This is a genomic window from Oceanobacillus limi (assembly GCF_900111445.1).
Classification (GTDB): domain Bacteria; phylum Bacillota; class Bacilli; order Bacillales; family Amphibacillaceae; genus Ornithinibacillus; species Ornithinibacillus limi.
Window position 1 is genome coordinate 43,458 of sequence record NZ_FOHE01000003.1, and the last position, 19,767, is coordinate 63,224.

Sequence of the window (19,767 nt, forward strand, 5' to 3'; positions counted from 1 at the left end):
AGCTATATATATGAGGTAATAGATAGGTTTCTATACTATATGGAAGCACGTGGTACGATGTAATAAAATAAAAGAAAAAGGGGGCATGATAACGTCCGATGAATATAATTTTGTAAAATAAATAGAGGGAGAACTGCAGCATGAACAAGCACAATATTTTTAATTTAAAGAGACTTATTATAATTTTATTGGTCTATATACTGTTTGCATATCATATCGATTCACCTTCACCGACTCACGCTGCTACACAAAAGGTGAATGAGCAAATTAAACTATCATACGGAATTTCCTTTAAAGATTTAACATACATAGATAGTATTTCTCAAAATCACATTAATTCAATGCAAATTAATTTGTCGGATCCTTTTACAAAGGTTAAATTAGGAAAAGCAGACCCATTAAATCATCTAGAAACCGTTCGTTTAAAAGCCAAAAAATATAATCAGCCAGGAAATCAAGTCTTTGGTGCGATAAATGGTTCCTTTTATAATGTAAGGGATCATATACCTATCAATCTTATCTCAGAAAATAATCAGTTGGTTTTTGCTGGGTCAGTTTCGACTGATAAGAGTAGCCATGTGAATGAGCCAATTTCTTTTGGAATAGATGCTAGTGGAAAGGGCTTAATTGATTACTATAAATTAACATTCAATTATACATATAAAGGAAAAACTTTCAACATAGACGGAAACAATGAACCACGTAAATCGAATGATATGATTCTGTATACATCAGATTTCTATCAATCTACTACTGGAACAAATGAATATGGAACAGAAGTTTTATTTGAAACATCCTTTCACCCAGAACTTACCTTTGGCTCTACATATAAAGCTGAAGTTAGTGCTATTCGAAAAAAGGGGAATAAAACGCCTCTGAAAATACCGGAGAATGGTTTTGTGCTTTCTGGACATGGCACAGCGTCTAACCAACTTGCGAAAATGAGAATAGGCGATACAGTTGAAATGAATATTGATATCAATGATAAGTGGAAAGGCTCGGAGTTTATGCTTGCTGGTGGGCCACAACTTGTAAAGGATGGGAAGGTTGACATGAAAATTGACCCAACTAGTCCACTAGCAAAAAAGGTTGCACCCAGAACAGCTGTTGCTGTTGATCGTAATGGAAACAATGTATATTTTATTACAGTTGACGGTCGACAGGGGAATGAGAGTCCCGGAATGGACCTACATCAATTTGCAACCTATATAGCTAGCTTAGGCATTGACCGTGCGATCAATCTTGATGGTGGTGGATCGACATTAATGGCTGTGCGCTACCCAGGTAATACCTCCCTCGACGTTGCCAATACTCCATCTGATGGCTCCGAAAGAGGAGCTTCAACGATTTTAATGGCTGTAGATACGGAACCGAGTAATAGGATTTTCAATGATGTTAGCTATCGGAATTCACATTACAAAGGGATAAATTGGATCAAGAGTAAGGGAGTAAACGGATACCCACATAATATGTTTGGCGTAAATGAAGACTTAAGTCGATCACATGCTGCAATTATGTTCACAAAAGCATTAGGATTAACATTACCAAAAGCGAAAGAGGTAGAGCAATTATTTGTGGATGTGGAAGCGGATGATGTATATGCTGATTACATTGCAGCAGTTGGAAAAGCTCGTATATTTATTGGGAGTAATCGGAATTTTCTTCCTGATCATATGATGTCAAGACAACAGATGGCTACAACACTTGTGAATGCTTTTGGGTTGGAGGATAATAGATCATATAAGAATATCAATTTGTCCAATGTTGACCCATCGCATAGAAAGAGTGTACAAATATTGGCCAATTTAGAGATCACCAATCAATTAAGAGATTTTCATCCTAATGTTCCGATAACAAGAGGTCAATTTGCAACCTTTCTGTACAGGGCTGCTAATTATTCAAATGAAATAGAATAAAAGAAAACGATAGAATAACAAAGATTACAAACAACCAAAATATTATAGGTTCGTTTGTAATCTTATTGTTTACTTTGGTGAAGTGTTTAATTACCTTGGAACGATTGTTTTTCCTTTAATGCTTTAACAGGAATCTCTTCTCTGAAAATGTGATTGTAGATGTATCTATATGTGTTTTCTGTATTATTACCACTATTATATTCAACTAACTTTGTAAAGTTATATTTAAAATTGTATGATTGTTGTCTTGAATAATTAAATTCTATAAGTGGTTGTAATTCATGAAATCTATATGCAATGTCACCGAATGCAATCTCCTTTTGCAGAATATTCGGTGCACCATATTCTCTTTCAGCTATTACTTTGTCTTCCCAGTAAAAAATGATATTACTTCCACCAGCAAATGCATAAAACACAACAGATGAATAATCAGAGATAAGAACCTTGCTCCTGATTAGAGCTTCCTTAATGTCTCCTTCATAAAACAAGTGTTTATATTGCTCATAAATTTGCGGGAACTGGTCTTGGAGAATAATTTTAGATTTTGGATGAAGAATCACATTTACTTTTTTATTAGCATAGAAATGCTGTTCTTCAATCATCTTTAAAAATGAAAAGTAGCGGTCTAAATAACTTTCACTTTTAATATCTCCAGTTAAATCCCAAGGTCTCCATGTTAGCATAAAGGTTATTTCTTCCTTGGATTCATTTCTAGTATCGAAATAAAGATCAAGGTTTGGAAGACCTGTAGGTATCAGTCTATCTGCTCCATAATTTGTTTTATCAATAAATAAGTCCATTTCAAATTTAGAATTAACCAAAACATAATCTGGCGAAATTGGTACCTTTCTATTATAATAACCTCTTTCGAACACATTAGTGGCAAGACTTACACCATGTTGTAAGAAGATTTTATTCTTATTTTCTAATATTTTCTTTTTAATTAAATAATCATTGTCATATAACCTCCTTTGGATGTGTGTTGACAAATCGGAGGATATAAAACTTCGAGCTAAAAAAATGTAATAAAAAGAAGCAAAGCTATTTTTAGCAACCAATGCATTTTTAAAAGTTGATTTAAGAGATGAAAACTGGGGGTGATTTCGATCTAGAACATAAATACATTGATCACCTTGAGAATAGGCATGTTTGAATAATTCAAACGCGGATTCAGAAGCCCCAGCTGCAAACTTTTCAAAATAAATATTATACTGATGTCTGTTAGAGGTAATTAATTTCCCTAAAAAGTATGCTAAATACTCTTTAATAATAACAGTTTTATTCAAAATGTTCGTTGTCACTATTACATATTGTCCAGTAATTGATTTACGAATAAACAATTCCATGTTTTCTCTTTTTAATCGAAGAGAACGAGTGTTATAAAGATAATGTTTCTTGTTGTATTTATGTTGTACATTCGACTTCATATTATAAATAAAATGAATGTCAGGGTTAACTATTCTAATGTAAATAGGTGTATTTATATCACTTGTACGAACATAGTGCTTGTAGATATCTTTAATGGGGATCCGTACCCAATACAGATGTATGAATAGGGATAATAAATTCGTATTCATACGAAATTTGGACCTGATGGTAACGGGAAATAAAAAGTTTATTTTATAATCAATGGACTTATCATAGCCTAAGGTGAGTTTAGCTTCATTAAAGTCATAATTCCTAAAACGCATGATTCCAATGAAATAAAAAGCAGAGAAAAACAATATAATCATATTTCTAAAGATAGGAGTTTGTTCAACTTTATTTATTACTTTATCAATGGAATAATTCGATTGTTTGGTCCGAAAAAACGACACACGCTTCTGTGAATCGATATAGAAAACAATCCTTTCATTATCCAATTGAACCTGATCTATGATTTTCATTTGTTCATGGTCGTTTTTTATAATTGCTTTACCGAATTTATCATATACAATATACTTCTTATTATATTTTCTTCTTTTGTTTATAACGGATTTGTTTCCATTAAAATCACAATAACCATTAATAAAAGAAAGTCTTCCATCTTCTACTTCTGCAAACTTTTCTTGGTGTACCACGTATTTCCAACTCCTATTCTTAATAGATGACAGAAATCGAATATTAAATGTGAGCTGTTCTAGAGTTGTTTTTTTATTATATCTAAACCCTTTTCGAATTAAACTACCATTTATTGGGAAGCAATGGGACGGTTCTTTTGCTTCCCTTCATACGGAGAAGTGTGAATAGCCCCTAACCAAATAGAAGTACTTAGCTTCCTGTTATTCATTTATCCCATATTAAACTGCAGGCTAACATAAACGTGCTGTCCTGTCGCGTCGCATAGTGTACACTAACAGGTTCTGTGCGCCGTAAGACCCCAACTTCAAACTATGAAGTAATACCGAGGTGGTTAAGTGGGTGATTAACTGAAAGCCAAATATCCGTCCGATTAGCTCATACAACAATCAGTGGGTGATAAAGAATTCCTCAACTGATTGAAAGATCAATTTATTTTAAGAGCAAGGTTGGAATAATTTGTTCGGTAAATATTAAATTGCCTATTTTTGTATCGATGTTTAATTTCATCTTTAATCTGCTGTCTAATATTCATTCTCATATAATCATTGTATCTTACAAAAATGGAGTAATTGGCAGGTGGTAGTTCCCTGTCTAATAAGTCAAGATTGAACTGGATAAACCCTTCTCCATTTTCTTTTATATCCACGGGTAACGCATATTCGTTGTGGGCATTTTTTTGGTCGCGAATTAATATATCTGTTATCGAATGGATGGATTCTCCATATACTTGAAAGTGAAGCTTGTACATATTTCCTTCACAATTATGCATTTTAAATGTGATATGTACGGGCAAAGAAATATACTTATATTTTTCCTCCGTAAAGGGTGTAACAATATAAGGCTTCTGGTTTTTAATGACTATTTCCTTTACTTTTTTTGATTTATCCCATTCCAACAGCTTTGTTACCGCACGATATTTACCCTCACGTAATAATTCATAGATTACCTTGTGAATAGGTTGAAAAAAACGCTCCGAAAAATCATAGGCGAATTTCTTTTTCGTTGTCCTCATGATTTGTTTGAACAAATAATAGTAAAGCAATTTTAATTTTGTATTCTGGAAATGTGGTGTTGTAAAAAGACCTCTTAATAAATCATACTCATAGATTCGATTTACAATCATTTTTTCAATTTCGATGTCAAGTTCGCGATTTAAGATGTAGTGGATTACTTGTAAATTATAATTTGTTTTTTGTAATATATTTGTTTGATTTGTTAATCGGGTATTTTTCGTCTCCTCCAATCGATTGACATAATAAATTGGTTTTGTAGTTGTTGAGATGGACTTACAATTGGTTAGAACATCAATGAAAAATTGTTTATCCTCTCCGAATTTCATCTTTGGGAACTCGATCTGCTGTTCTTTAATAAAAGCAGCTCGCATCATTCTTGCAGTAGGCCCAAGATGGTGAAATATATGTGGGATGGAAAGGGGAGATACACTTCTCCTTTCTTTACAGCATTGGTGTTCCCCAATTATTTTCGTTCCTCCTTTTTCTACTTTAATTGTTCTTCCTACAACATATGGATCTCCTGTACTTTCTGAAATTTCATAGAGAACTTGTAAGCCATTCGGGTGAAGCCAATCATCCGAATCTAAAAAAGTGATATAGGGTGAAGTAGCTAATTTCACACCAACATTACGAGGTAACCCAGGTGAACCAGAGTTACAATCTAACAGAACTACGGTAATGTTTTCATATTTCTTTTGGAATTCCAATAATATTTCCTTCGAACGATCTGTAGAACAATCGTCAACTAGTATGTATTCGATATTTTGAAACCCTATAGTTTGATCCATTACAGACTGAATCGACTTTTTTAAAAAGCTTTCCCCATTATAAACGGGGGAAATTACAGTAACGAGGTAATCTTTGTGGGTATTTGTTGATTGTTTATGAACGGTATAGTTTTGCTGTTTTTTAAGTTTATTAAAAGGTTTTAAAAATGTATTATTTAATAAATTGGTTTTATTCATCATGTCTTCACGTCATTCCTTTAGTAGGGCGTAAATTTGATTATGTTGCTGAAACTAATAATTTATAAACTTGGATAATCTTAGCAACTACCATTATTTTGGTCACAAAAAGAATTACTTATTCGATATTTTATCGTTTAGCATCCCTTGTAAAGTCATCTGATGTAAGACTTATGAACCCCTACCATAATTGGGCAAGGGTTACTTTCTATCCAACGCCTTCCATTAATGGTTAAAGGTTTCTTCAAGTTTATAGCCATAGTCATGTTAAACTAAGAGAAGTGTATAATATATTTTCACTCAGTTGATGCTTTTTCGGCATCAACTGAGTTTTTCATTTATATTGGAGGTAGCAATATGATCAAAAAGAGTTTAATAGCTTGTTTCATCATCTTACTTAGTGTAGCTTTATTCTATCCATACAATACGTTAGTTAGTGCTGATCAACTATCCGAGGTGCCAGATGGTTATATAGGAGTTTATACGGTAGAGGATTTAAATAATATACGGGGGAATTTAAGTGGTAATTATATTCTAATGAATGATATAGACCTTTCTAGTGCGACTTCACAGGGGGGAACATATTATAATAGTGGATCTGGTTGGGAACCAATTGGAACGAAAGCAGACCCATTTACAGGTGTGCTTGATGGAAATGGCTATCAAGTTACCGGGATGAAGATTAATATAAAATCGGATCAAGAAATTTATGCTGGTTTATTTGGTTATGGAAAAGAACCCACTATTAAGAATATCGAAATGGTAAATAGTGTAATAGAAATTGAAAACACATCAGTATTTTCTGAAACATCCGATGTTTATGCGGGATCGATTATTGGGTATATCGATTCGCTCTCTTATAATGATATTGATCCAGTCATAGAGAACGCAAATAGCAATGGAAGTGTACGCGCAAGCTCTATGTTTGATTCCTATGCTGGGGGATTAATAGGATATGCGGAAAGGACAATCATTCTTGGATCTTCGAATTCTGGGACTATTGAAGCTAACAATGCAGGTGGTATTGTTGGAGAAATAAGGTATGATGGTTCAACGATAAAAGACAGTGATAACCTAGGTGATATAACCGGTAATGATAATGCAGGTGGAATCACCTCCTATTTTTCAGGTACAGAAATAAGAAATACGTCGAATACGGGTAAAATTAAAGGAAGTAATTTGGTAGGAGGAATTGTCGGATCTTCTAGCTCCTCAATTATCGATAGTGTAAATAAGGGAATTATTACATCTGATTCTGATGCGGGAGGGATAGCTGGAAGGCTCACAAACTCTTCTACAATTATAGGCAGCAGAAATACAGCTACCATCCAAACCGATAGATATGGAGGAGGAATCGTTGGATACTTGGGAAATAGCTCCATTATTACGGATAGTTATAACAATGGAAACATTATTTCTGATCTCATCGCTGGTGGTATAGCTGGTATTTTATATAACTCTACCATTCAGAGAACATATAATACTGGAGATATAGAAGGAAATGGACATAGTGCCGGTGGAATTACTGCATCTAATGGGTCTAATTCGAAGATCCAGGATAGTTATAACATTGGTTATATAAAGGCGCAGTATAATGCAGGAGGAATTGCTGGAACAAATGAAGCACATATCAAGAATACGTATAATATAGGTGATATTTATGTCGTAAGTATGTACCCTCGAGACCGTGGTGGAATTGTAGGGGAGAATAAAGAATCAGGAACGCAGGTAATCAATAATTATTATTTAAATACTGAGAGTTATGGAATAGGATCTAGTACAGGTATGGGTTCTGATGAAGGGACATTGAAAAGCACGTTTGAACAATTACTAGATCCAACTACATTCTTGGACTTTGATTACCAGACTACATGGACGACAGAAGGAAATGAGGCGTATCACTTTCCTGAGCTTAGTAATCTAGCTTTAGTGGGTGCAGAGGAAGAAATGATAGATATCATCATTAAATCTGAACCAGATAAGGATACCTACATCGAAGGCGAAAACTTTGATGTAACAGGTACCGTTATAGAAACACGTTCCAATTTTGGTACAACTACTGACGTGGAAGTGACCACGGACATGGTAAGTGGCTATGATACGAATCGAATTGGAACACAGTGGTTAACAGTCACCTATCATACTGAAACAGTTAATTTTCGAGTAGAAGTAAAAGGAAAAGATCGAACACCTCCACAAGAAGTGACTGATTTACAAGCAGATACAACAACGGATACTGTAGAGGTTCGTTTTAAAAATCCTTCTGATACAGATTTTACGAAAACGAATGTATACCTTTATGGAGAGTTAGTTGGTGAAACGACTTCCGGAACGTATCAATTTGAAGGTCTTACATCAAATACACAATATCCAATAACTATTACAACTGTAGATGATAAGGGAAATGAAAGTGACGGTGTATCGATAACAGCGATTACGAAAAAAAGCTTTGTAGACAAGCTTCTTGATAAAGTAGATCAAGTAATGGAAAAGCTCACTAACGCTATAGATACCGTTAAGCTGTGGGAGTATGACACGGCTAAAGAAGGTAAAGAACATGTACCTGATAACAAGAAGGAAGAACTAGAACAACAGCTAGAAAAGTATAAAGCATCCACCGGGCTCAAAGATATGACAGAAGACTCACCTACGTTACGTGATATGGAACCAATGAAGGTACTTAAGATTGACTTTTCAATACCAATTGATCCAAGCACTGTAGTGAAGAATGAAAACGTGTATATTCGTCATCAAGCTGAGTTTGTGGAAGGCATTGATCTGCAAGTAACAGAGGACGGAAAAAGTGTTTATATTTTTGCACCTACCGATGGATATCCAGAAGGGGAATACTCCCTTTATGTGGATACCTCCGTTAAGTCTGAGGCAGGAGTAGAACTGAAGAATCCGATTGTGGTTAATTTTGAGTTGTAAGCTTTTGTTTTAGGAAATGAAATATGTGCTTTTATATATAGGAACCCTACAGAGGTTTATTTCTGTAGGGTTTTTAATTATGTTTACTGATTTGTAGCTTGTTCTGCTCGGTATAAAAATGTTGCGAATTGTCCACGCGTGACCGGATCTGCTGGGCGGAAATTCGTTAATTGGTTTGTTATTTCAAGGTTTGCGATGATTTGTACATTTTCTTGGTGAGAAGGATCGACACCTTCCATATCCATTGCTACATTATCACCGTTATCTTGCAGGTTATAGGCTTTTACAAGAACGGTTGCCATTTGTTCTCTTGTTAGTGAACGATCGTCCATAAATTGTCCATTATTACCTTTAAAAATCTCTTCTGCATACGAAGCTGCAATCTCGTCAGCATATGGGTGATCTTCTGAAATATCATCAAAATTGGTTAGAATAGAATCTACATCCTGAGGTACAGGTAGATTCAATGCTCTACTAAACATTACTGCCGTATGTGAACGACTTAGATTATCATAGGATTTAAATTCCTTAATTCCATCCTTACCAGGGAAGCCATTGATGACATTCTTCTCGGACCAATAGATGATCCCATCATAATGAGAGTTTTGTGCACTTACATCAGAAAAGTTGCTAGTTGTAACATCAATATAGTCTGTATTCGCTTTATCATACTTATTGTAGACATGATTGATTCGAATGAAGTCCTCTACATAATCAACAACAGTATTAGTGGAAAGTGCTTCTAAATTCTTTTGGCTCAATTCATTATATGTTGTCTCATATTCAGATCCTGGACCACTGTTTTTCCAAGCCATAAATTGCATTGCTCGAGGTATATTAATAAATACATTTTTTTGGAACATCGGATTAGTTGCTCCACTAACTAAAATTCCTCGGTTATTATTCCCTGAACTAGGGTCGACATCTTTGAAGCGGTTGTTTTCGATAATTGCGTTACTCCAGTTCATTACTCGAATCGGATCCATGCGCATCTTTTCGATTTTATTATATTTTATGACAATCTGGTCATGGTACTTCCCACCGGAATATTTATGAGTACCAATAGCTCTATCTAAATCATAAAAGGTGTTATTTTCAATTGTTACATCCGAATTTGGAGTCCGGTCGTACGTGCTCCATTTTTGACTCCAGCCATTTGTGGCCTTATCAGGTGTATCCAGATTAATTGCTTCTTTATTTTTTTTGGAAGAAGGTTTAGAACCTATGAATTCGTTGTTGCTAATAACAGCATTCTTTGTTGCATCCATTTCAATAAAGTGACCAGAGTACATGTTTTGGAAACGGATATTTTTGATTGTTATATTTTGGTTATGTCCTGCAATGATTGCAAGACTATTTTTAATATACTTTAAGTCAATAGTTGCTGAACCATAACCAATAATTGAAATGTTTTTCTCTCCATTATATCCACCGTATATACCTTCTTTTTTAGAGACAGAAGGTGCAACGAATTGGAATAATGATTTCGATGCATTGAATTGATCCGTACCTGAATCAGATCCTTTTACTAGTTTTACTCCATCTTGTAGCTTAATAGTTACATTGGACGGTACATACAATACATTCGTAACTGTATATGTACCTTTCTTTAAAACTAGCGTACCTCCACCAGTTTCTTCTAACTGCTCCAAGTACGAGCGAATCAAGTAATAATGTTTTGTTTTAGAATTATAAGTAGAATAATTCGTAAAATTACCATTATAGGTCTTGCTGTTAGGTGTAATCGTGTATGTAGGTTTTCCTGCTGCTTCTGTAGTAGTGAGATGAACGGATGTTATAAGTCCAAAAAATAACGTCGCTACTACGAAGATTAATAGATTTCTCTTCTGCATAAAAAGTCCCCCTGTGTATAATAATGGAAATCGTTTCCACTACAATCATACCGTAAATCGCATGACTTTTGAACCACTTTTTTATGGATCTCCAACTTTTTTTGATTATATAAAAAAATACTCTTTGTAGTATGCGACTTCTACAAAGAGTATTCGAAAAAGGTTTTACTGGTTGATTACTTTTTCAATTCATTCTCTAATATAGTTGTAAGCTTGCGATAATTTGTTGATACTGTACCAGCAGAGGCATTATATTCCTCAGCAAGTTGACTCTGAGTTAACGATTCATTATTCAACAGGGATTTTTGTACTAAATACTCTAGTGCCGCTGCGTATGAATCTACATTTTTAAGCGATGGGTTTTCTTTTTCGCAATACTGTTTCCAAAGATTAACCCCTTTAAAAAGAATATCATCTGGTATGTTTTTATCGACTAAATGATTAGCAAATACTTGTGCTACTTGTTCATGTAACGAATTACTCCATTCAGATGTTTCCATACCAAGCGTAAGGGTATCTCCTAAAAAGTCTGGAAAGCTCTTGCTAAGCTTATCTTTTCCATCCGAATATTGTTCGAGTAAGTGTTTGATTCGTTCTTTATCATGCTGATATAGCTTAATAATTGTGAAGAAGAAGCTATAGTGGTCTGCTAAAGGTACAAGTATCCCAATGACGAGACTACCAATTGAGAATTCCTCTCCTTGATGGTATGGGATTTTATATGTTTCGTTTGTTCCTAGATCATTCACGGTTACAAACGTTTGTTCACTTGATTTTGATACAATCTCATATACAGATGGAGAGCAGTTTTTCCACTGTGCAAATAAACCTTTCGCTTGTCCACTAAGAGCTGATGACTTTTTCTTAGAAAACACATCAAATATTGTTTCGTTATTTTTGAAACACGGAACATGGAACGGCATCCAAAGGTTTAGCCCGGTGTTATATATTTCTAATGCCTCACCCTGTAATGTTGGCTTTTCGTATTGTTGGTGTACTTCTTCCATCTTATCCCCGTACTTATTGATCGCATCGGTAATGAAATCTTGATGGATACGATTCAGTTCATCATTCATCTTTGGGGTATTCTGATTTGATGTTTTATGGAAGCCACAACATTTTTTATACTTTTTACCACTTCCACAAGGACAAGGATCATTTCTCTTTATCTTGCTCACATCTGGCACCTCACGTTTCATATATATAACTTTTTTCATTATGAGGGAAAGCTTGGATAAATTCAAGTTGTTCGAATGCGGTGTGCAGACACTTGCTGATTATAGTCTCCAATAACGATATCCTTTATTTACCATTTCCCGCTTGTTCATGATACTCTTTACATCAATAATAACTTTTTCGTTTGCATCAAATTCGCCAAACATCTTGCTAATTTCCTCTTGGGTAAGATTTTTGAAATCATTATGTGCGACAGCGAATACAAGGCAGTCTGCATCGTTAATTTCATGTAATTGTTTTAATTCAATTCCGTACTCTTTCTGTGCATCTTCCGAATTTGCGAGTGGATCAACGACTACAGGTTCGATAGAATAATCTTGTAGTGCAGTTATAATGTCAATCACTTTTGAATTCCGAATGTCAGGACAGTTCTCTTTAAAGGTAACACCTAGTATAACAACTTTTGATTGTTTGACAACTTTATTTGCTAAAATGAGATTCTTTATAATAGCGTCTGCTACAAATTTACCCATACCGTCATTGATTTTCCGACCAGATAAGATGATTTGGCTATGATATCCGAGTCTTTCCGCTTCATATACAAAATAATACGGATCGACTCCAATGCAATGACCTCCAACGAGACCAGGATGGAAGTTTAAGGCATTCCATTTTGTGTTCATTGCATCAATTACATCTTTAGTATCGATGTTCATCCGATCAAATACCATAGCAAGTTCATTCATGAACGCAATATTGATATCCCGTTGACTATTTTCAACAACCTTAGCAGCCTCGGCAACCTTTATGGAACTTGCTTTGTAAACCCCTGCTTCGATAATTAGTTCATATACCTTAGCGATTTCTTCTAATGTTTCCTCGTTCATTCCTGAAACAATTTTAATTATCTTTTCAAGTGTATTCACTTTATCTCCTGGATTGATTCGCTCTGGTGAGTAACCGATCGTGAAGTCAACACCACATGTTAGTCCGGATTCCTTTTCCAGTATCGGCACACAAATATCTTCGGTTACTCCAGGATAAACGGTCGATTCGTACACAACAATTGATCCCTTTGTAAGGTTGCGTCCAACGGTTGCACTCGCTTTCTCAACTGGTGAGAGGTCTGGGGTTTTATCTAAATTGATCGGTGTTGGAACAGCGACGACATGAAATTTTGCTTTTTTTAATTGCGTTTCATCGGAAGTGAATTCAACGCTTGTTTCTTCAATGGCTTTATCTCCCACTTCATTCGTAGGATCAACTCCACATTTATACATGTCTATTTTTTCTTTATTTAAATCAAGACCTATAACACTCAATTTTTTCGCAAATGCTACAGCCAAAGGCATCCCTACATACCCAAGCCCGATAATAGCAACCTTTTCTTGTTTGTTCATTATTCTATCGTATAGGCTCATTTGATGATCCCTCACTTTCGGTAACATGCTCCACTATGTTGATCAGTTTATTCGTAAGTATAGAAAAGTCGAAATCATAAGCAGCATTTCTAGCATTGTTTCCCATCTCTATGGTCTCTTCTTCATTACTACAGGCCGTAATCACGGCTTTTGCAATGTCTTCAGGAGTTTGTTTTGGTGCACTAATTCCACAATGATATTTTTCAATAACGCTATATCCTGTTGTATACGTCTGTACAATACATTTTCCAGCTGCAAGGTATTCGAATAGCTTATTCTGGCTTTGACCAAATCGATCAAGAGAAGTACTAGAATTATGTAAGATATTGATCGTTGCCTTTTTCAAAATTGCAGGCACTTGTTTTTTCTCAACCTGCCCTTTGAAAATAACGTTATTTATCTTTTCATCCTCACATCTTTTTTCTAGCATGTCCAGTTCGTTTCCTGAACCGTAGATCAAAAACCGTATATTTTGGTTTCCTTTTTGCTGAATAATCTTTGCTGCATCTAATAGTGCTCCGAGGTTATTTACCTTTCGGATCGATCCAGTATAGACGACGTTTTTATAATTATTGTTTTCTAAATCAGCATCTTCTATTGGATAATTTGTGCTATTTTGATCAAATGTATCCAAAACCACACCATTACTTATATGATAAACCTTTGATACATCGACCGTTGTATCCCAACCTTGTTCAACTATATAATCCTTACCACCTTCCCAAGACATGATGATCGCATCTGCTTTTTTATAAATCCATTTCTCTCCTTGGTAAAGTAGTTTAGCGAATGGGTTTTCTCGTTTTAGAATTCCATAAGCAACAATGCTTTCTGGCCATAAATCTCTTACTTCGCAAATGCAAGGAACCCCTAGCTTTTTGGCGATTTTAATTCCTGCTACTAGGGTAAGTGGATGAACACTTGATGCTAAAATAACATCTGGCTTTCCGTATTGGTTAGCAATTTCCTTTGCAACTGGAAATAAGTTCTTATAAAAAGAAAGCATATTTTTGATCCGATCGATACCGTTATCATGGTAAGGACTTGTTTTAACAAAAACAAATGGAATCGTATCAGATACTTTTGAAGCGAATTTTCCGTGATCAATATGGATTACATCATTTGAATTATGTCTAGTATTGGCACAAAAAATGGTTGGTTCGTATCCATTTTTTATTAGGTTTTCAGCAAACCAATAATGACGCCCACCCTTGTTGTAAAAATTATCTGTTGCATAGTGGTTCATTATCCAAATCTTTTTATTATGCATGCTCTCTATTATCTCCTAACTGTTAAAAGCTCTTAATAATCGAGTGTACACGATTAAATGATGTGTACTTTTCTAGTCAATTTGTTATCTACCCGTGAACTTTGGTATATAATTATACCATAAATTAAATGGCTATAAGTAAACATACACTTTCGTACTTGTATAAGTAGTTTCTTTCTGAAAATGTGGTTAGAGATGGTGCGTTAGCTGAATTGTTTTTTCGTGTGTTAAAATAGAGTGACTAGATTGTAGATTACATAATAAAACATCGGTGAGTTGGGTGATGATGGTTAAAAGAAGCTTTGATATTCTAGTTTCAATACTAGGAATTATACTATTTTCGGTAATTATGGTGATCGCGGCCATTTTAATACGAATGAAGCTGGGAAAACCCGTTATTTTTAAACAAGTACGTCCTGGACAATTTGGAAAGCCGTTTGAAGTATATAAATTTCGAACAATGACGGATGAGGTAGATGAAAGCGGAGCGTTGCTTCCAGACCATGTCCGTTTAACAAGGTTTGGGAAGTTGATCCGTAAATTGAGCATTGATGAGCTTCCGCAGCTTTTTAATGTGCTAAAAGGTGACATAAGCTTAGTTGGCCCACGTCCTTTATTAATGGAGTATCTATCATTGTATAATCCTGAACAGGCACGTCGTCATGATGTTAAACCAGGCATCACAGGTTGGGCTCAGGTTAATGGAAGGAATGCGTTAAGCTGGGAAGAAAAGTTTAAGCTAGACGTATGGTATGTGGATAATCAGTCCTTTTGGCTCGATTTGAAGATCCTTTTTTTGACTGCTTTGAAGGTCGTAAAATCAGAAGGAATTAATCAAGAAGGACAAGCCACTATTGAAAAATTCAGAGGAACACCGGGGGACTTTGAGCATGAGTAAATTGATTTTAATTGGTGCAGGTGGTCATAGTAAGGTAGTTCAGGACATTGTAGCAACTAATAAAGAATTGCAATTATATGCAATTGTTGATGAAAAATATGAGCAAACGGTTGAAAAGAACGGAGTCATCTATGCGAACACGAGCTATATTAAGCAATTGGATTATGAGTCCTATGACTTTTGTATTGCCATTGGAAATAATGCGATTAGAAAGAAAGTATACGAAGAGCTCGATATTCCATTATCAAGGTATAAGTCACTCATACACCCTCGTACCGTAATCAGTAATTCGGCTAAAATTGGGAATGGAACGGTAATCATGCCAGGTGTTGTCATCAATGCAGATACAGAAGTACAACATCATTGTATTATTAATACAAATGCTGTCGTCGAGCATGATAATAGGATTTCTGATTACGTACATATTTCTCCAAATGCAACCTTATCAGGTGTCGTTACGGTTGGAGAAGGAACGCATGTTGGAGCGGGGGCAACAATTATCCAGGTGAAATCTATCGGTAAGTGGTGTACTGTAGGCGCTGGTGCTGTAGTTGTACGGGATTTTGGAGACAATCAAACAGTTGTAGGTGTACCTGCAAAAGAAATGAAAAAGTAGAATGAAATGAGATGATAGCATGCAAAAACAAGATAGAATTTTCCTATCTTCTCCACATATGAGTGGGAATGAGCAAAAATACATACAAGAGGCATTTGATTTAAATTGGATCGCTCCATTAGGTAATAATGTGGAGGGGTTTGAAAAAGAGTTAGCAGCGTATAACAATGTACAAGGCGCAGCAGTAGTTAATTCTGGTACAGCAGCAATTCATTTGGCATTAAGGCTATTGGATATTGGTCCTGGAGATACCGTGTTTTGTTCATCGTTGACTTTTATCGCTAGTGTCAATCCAGTCCTTTACCAAGGAGCAACACCAGTATTAATTGACTCTGAACCGGAGACATGGAATATGTCAGTGCAGGCGTTAGAAAGGGCATTTTCAGAAGCGAACAAAGAAGGAAAATTACCGAAAGCAGTTATTATTGTTAACTTGTATGGCCAAAGTGCACGCATGGATGAATTAATGTCTATCTGTGATTCCTATGGCGTTCCAGTTATAGAAGATGCTGCAGAGTCATTAGGAAGTGAGTACAAAGGTAGAAAAAGTGGTACTTTTGGTACATTTGGAATCTATTCATTTAATGGAAATAAAATTATTACCACATCTGGTGGAGGTGCACTTGTATCAAATGATATAGAAGCTTTGGATAAAAGTAGATTCCTATCTACCCAAGCACGGAATCCGGCTATCCATTATGAGCATAGTGAAGTCGGTTATAATTACCGGATGAGTAACATCGTAGCAGGAATTGGAAGAGGTCAGCTTGAAGTGCTGGATGAACGGGTACGAGCACGTAGAGAAATTTTTGATAGATATTATGAAGCGCTTAGCGATATTCCAGGGTTTGATTTTCAACCGGAATTAGAGGAAACAATATCTAATCGATGGTTAACAGCTTTGACAATCGATCCGACACAAGCTGGGATTGATCGAACGGAGATTATTCAATTGTTAGGGGATGAAAACATCGAAGCTCGACCAGTATGGAAGCCAATGCATCTCCAACCGTTGTTTGCTTCAACCAAATATTATCCGCATGAAGAAGGGGATAGTATGTCAGATCGTTTGTTTGATCATGGGGTCTGTTTACCGAGTGGATCAAATCTGAGTGAAGAAGATCAAAACCGGATTATTCGCCTCATAAAAGCTAGGGTAGAGAAGAAGGGCTGATTCTATTATTAGAGAGTTAGTGCTTGAAAGGATGAGGAGAACGATATAGATCGAAATGATGGCTCCAGAAATGGACGCAACAGCGTAGAAGGATTAAGTCTAAATTCGTGTTTCCATTAAATAACTATAGGAATTCGAGGTTCTACCTGGTTAAGCATTCTGGAATAGTTCCAGGGTGCTTTTTATATCATTCCTGCAAGCGATTTTCATTTAGAAACTAGCTGATTCGTATTAATTTTAAATAGGGTTTCTATAATTTTCTATCTATAAAAAAAATCTCTTTCCCTAATCAACCAAAAAATCTAGTATAATAGAAAAATACCAAAATGAATAACACAACGGGGGAATACTAGATGCGAAGAGTAATCGTTCTTTTTCTTTTTTTATTTATTTCAATTAGTCCTTCGATCTCAGCAGAGGATTCGGAAGGTAAATTGGAGAATCGACAAGTAGTTGTTCAATATAATGAACCTTTGGCAGCGGATATGATGCCATATGATTTAGAAGTGGTTGAAACGAGTCAATTATTGAAAAGAAATAATATTTATGTATATGAAGTTCCAGATCAACTGAATTATTCGGAAGTAATCAATAATTTGGAACAGAATAAAAATATTCGAAGTGTTGAACCAAATGAAGTGCGATCTGTTGATAATAGTAATCTTTCTGGAGAACCATATTATAGCCAGCAATGGTATTTGGATACAATTAATCAACAGAAGGCTATTGGATTAACAAATGATGATACCAGTATCACAGTAGCGGTCATCGATACTGGTATACAGGCTGACCACCCTGATTTAAATGGAAAAATACTTCCAGGTTATGACTTTTACAATAATGATTCCGATCCTGAAGATGATAACGGACATGGGACGTTTATTTCTGGAATAATTGCCGCTAATATTAATGAAACCGGTATGGCTGGCATGACTAAGCAAGCTAAGGTTTTACCTATTAAGGTAGGGAATTATAGTGGGGAAATGCTATCTAGTAACATTATTGAAGGGATCTACTATGCCATCGATCAAGGGGTAGATGTTATCAATATGAGCTATGGTGGGCTATCTAGAAACTTTCTAGAGGAGGCAGCATTAGAAGAAGCTTATAATCAAGGGATCGTACTTGTAGCTGCTTCTGGAAATGATGGAAATACGCAATTGATGTATCCTGCATCGTATCCAAACGTTATCAGTGTAGGAGCAATGCAGCAAATCTCAACTAATTATAATCCGAATTTAGCAAGAGCTGATTTCTCAAACTATGGTACAACGCTTGATGTAGGTGCACCAGGAACAGAGATTTTGAGTACGCTTATGGGTGGTTACGCGAAGGGACAGGGAACTTCTTTTGCGGCACCAATGGTAAGTGGGTTAGCTGTAATGCTGAAGGCGAAACATCCCCAATGGACACCTGCGATGATTGAGTGGGCGATCGAAAAGGGTGCAATTAATGGTCGTTATTCAACAGGAGCTTGGGAGCCTCAATTAGGTTATGGAGTAATTGATGTGTTTGAATCGATTACGTTAGATTCACCAGACATGAAAAATGATGTTTCGAATAGTAAACAAGATAGTTATTCTATTAATCTAAACTCGGAAGAAAGTGAATACTTACAAATTCCTCGTGACCAGGATTGGTTTGAATTTGAGGTACCAAATGACATGGAGATTAATGTATCGGTACGTTCCGATGATAACGTACTGAATATTGTTGGAGAGCTTTACAGAAAAGGTGAAGGATCTCCATTCGAAATTTTGCAGGGATTAAATCAAACTGGTGAAATTCCATTAGAATTAAGTAAAGGAACCTACCAAATCAACGTTTATGATAGGAACACCCGTTGGTCTGAGTCACCATATCAATTAATTCTTACTGGAGATACAAGTCTTGTGCACTTTATAGATGTTAGTAATAAATCTTCCCATTATGATGGTATTCAAGCATTGGTGAAGCGTGGGGCAATCAATGGGTATCCAATGACAGATGGTTCAAGACAGTTTCGACCGGAAAATGACTTATCTCGCGAGCATGCAGCTAAGATTTTTGCTAAAGTACTAGAGTTACCGAATCCAGCTAATTTAACAGAGGTAATGAAAAACTTTAATGATGTAAGTGAAACGTATACGTATGCGAATGAAATTGGAGCAACATATGAAGCTGGTATTTTTCTTGGGGATCAAGGTAACTTCAAATTTGGACCAATGACCAGAGAACAAATGGCTACGATAATTGTTCGAGCTTTTGAGCTAACAGATACTGGGGAAGAAACCGATGTAAACCTGAATGCTGTCTCTCCTTCCCATCGCAGTAATGTTAAGATTTTAAAACAATATGGAATCACAACGGAAACTAATTTCCGTGCATATGAGCGTGTTACAAGAGCACAATTTGCTTCTTTTGTTTATCGTGCAATGAATGTCACTCCAGCATCCTACTAATCTTGTAAATATTTACAAACATATATATACTA

The 19,767-nt window shown here is 35.6% G+C and carries 12 protein-coding genes; 6 read left to right on the forward strand and 6 right to left on the reverse strand.

Annotated features, from left to right (window positions below; genetic code table 11):
* Positions 1-140 precede the first annotated feature (140 nt).
* Positions 141-1,916: a phosphodiester glycosidase family protein gene (locus tag BMX40_RS04485; RefSeq protein ID WP_090867280.1), complete on the forward strand. Its 1,776-nt coding sequence runs from the start codon at positions 141-143 to the stop codon at positions 1,914-1,916.
* Positions 1,917-2,002: 86 nt separating this feature from the next.
* On the opposite strand, the gene BMX40_RS04490 is transcribed toward BMX40_RS04485, so the two are convergent.
* Both BMX40_RS04490 and BMX40_RS04495 read right to left on the reverse strand, forming a co-directional pair.
* Entirely contained in the window at positions 2,003-3,976 is a 1,974-nt protein-coding gene (locus BMX40_RS04490; protein WP_090867282.1) for a CDP-glycerol glycerophosphotransferase family protein, read from the reverse strand.
* Between the two features lie 425 nt (positions 3,977-4,401).
* The gene (locus tag BMX40_RS04495; RefSeq protein ID WP_090867284.1) at positions 4,402-5,958 is read right to left on the reverse strand and encodes a glycosyltransferase family 2 protein; all 1,557 of its coding nucleotides are present in this window, start codon (positions 5,956-5,958) and stop codon (positions 4,402-4,404) included.
* A 354-nt stretch (positions 5,959-6,312) separates the two neighbouring features.
* Here BMX40_RS04495 and BMX40_RS04500 point away from each other — a divergent pair, with 354 nt between their 5' ends.
* Positions 6,313-8,886, forward strand: a complete 2,574-nt coding sequence (locus tag BMX40_RS04500; protein WP_090867285.1) for a bacterial Ig-like domain-containing protein — start codon at positions 6,313-6,315, stop codon at positions 8,884-8,886.
* A gap of 83 nt (positions 8,887-8,969) precedes the next feature.
* Here BMX40_RS04500 and BMX40_RS04505 read toward each other — a convergent pair whose 3' ends face one another.
* The 4 genes from BMX40_RS04505 to BMX40_RS04520 all read right to left on the reverse strand — a co-directional run bounded on the left by BMX40_RS04505 (position 8,970) and on the right by BMX40_RS04520 (position 14,606).
* Entirely contained in the window at positions 8,970-10,739 is a 1,770-nt protein-coding gene (locus BMX40_RS04505) for an S-layer homology domain-containing protein (RefSeq protein ID WP_090867287.1), read from the reverse strand.
* Positions 10,740-10,915: 176 nt separating this feature from the next.
* Complete coding sequence (locus BMX40_RS20530) at positions 10,916-11,917, reverse strand: cyclin family protein (protein ID WP_211753613.1); 1,002 nt, start codon at positions 11,915-11,917, stop codon at positions 10,916-10,918.
* A gap of 99 nt (positions 11,918-12,016) precedes the next feature.
* Entirely contained in the window at positions 12,017-13,336 is a 1,320-nt protein-coding gene (locus tag BMX40_RS04515; RefSeq protein ID WP_090867291.1) for a nucleotide sugar dehydrogenase, read from the reverse strand.
* Positions 13,320-14,606, reverse strand: coding sequence for a glycosyltransferase family 4 protein (locus tag BMX40_RS04520; RefSeq protein ID WP_090867293.1), 1,287 nt, complete (start codon positions 14,604-14,606; stop codon positions 13,320-13,322). Before BMX40_RS04520 ends, BMX40_RS04515 begins: the two co-directional genes overlap by 17 nt.
* A 286-nt stretch (positions 14,607-14,892) precedes the next feature.
* Between BMX40_RS04520 and BMX40_RS04525 the strand changes: the two genes are divergently transcribed.
* The 4 genes from BMX40_RS04525 (at position 14,893) to BMX40_RS04540 (ending at position 19,735) form a co-directional block, all read left to right on the forward strand.
* Positions 14,893-15,504 (forward strand): sugar transferase, encoded by a 612-nt coding sequence (locus BMX40_RS04525; RefSeq protein WP_090867700.1) that lies wholly within the window; start codon positions 14,893-14,895, stop codon positions 15,502-15,504.
* The gene (locus BMX40_RS04530; RefSeq protein ID WP_244513357.1) at positions 15,497-16,120 is read left to right on the forward strand and encodes an acetyltransferase; all 624 of its coding nucleotides are present in this window, start codon (positions 15,497-15,499) and stop codon (positions 16,118-16,120) included. Before BMX40_RS04525 ends, BMX40_RS04530 begins: the two co-directional genes overlap by 8 nt.
* A gap of 19 nt (positions 16,121-16,139) precedes the next feature.
* Positions 16,140-17,294, forward strand: a complete 1,155-nt coding sequence (locus BMX40_RS04535) for a DegT/DnrJ/EryC1/StrS family aminotransferase (RefSeq protein WP_090867296.1) — start codon at positions 16,140-16,142, stop codon at positions 17,292-17,294.
* A 353-nt stretch (positions 17,295-17,647) separates the two neighbouring features.
* The gene (locus tag BMX40_RS04540) at positions 17,648-19,735 is read left to right on the forward strand and encodes a S8 family peptidase (protein ID WP_090867298.1); all 2,088 of its coding nucleotides are present in this window, start codon (positions 17,648-17,650) and stop codon (positions 19,733-19,735) included.
* Positions 19,736-19,767 lie beyond the last annotated feature (32 nt).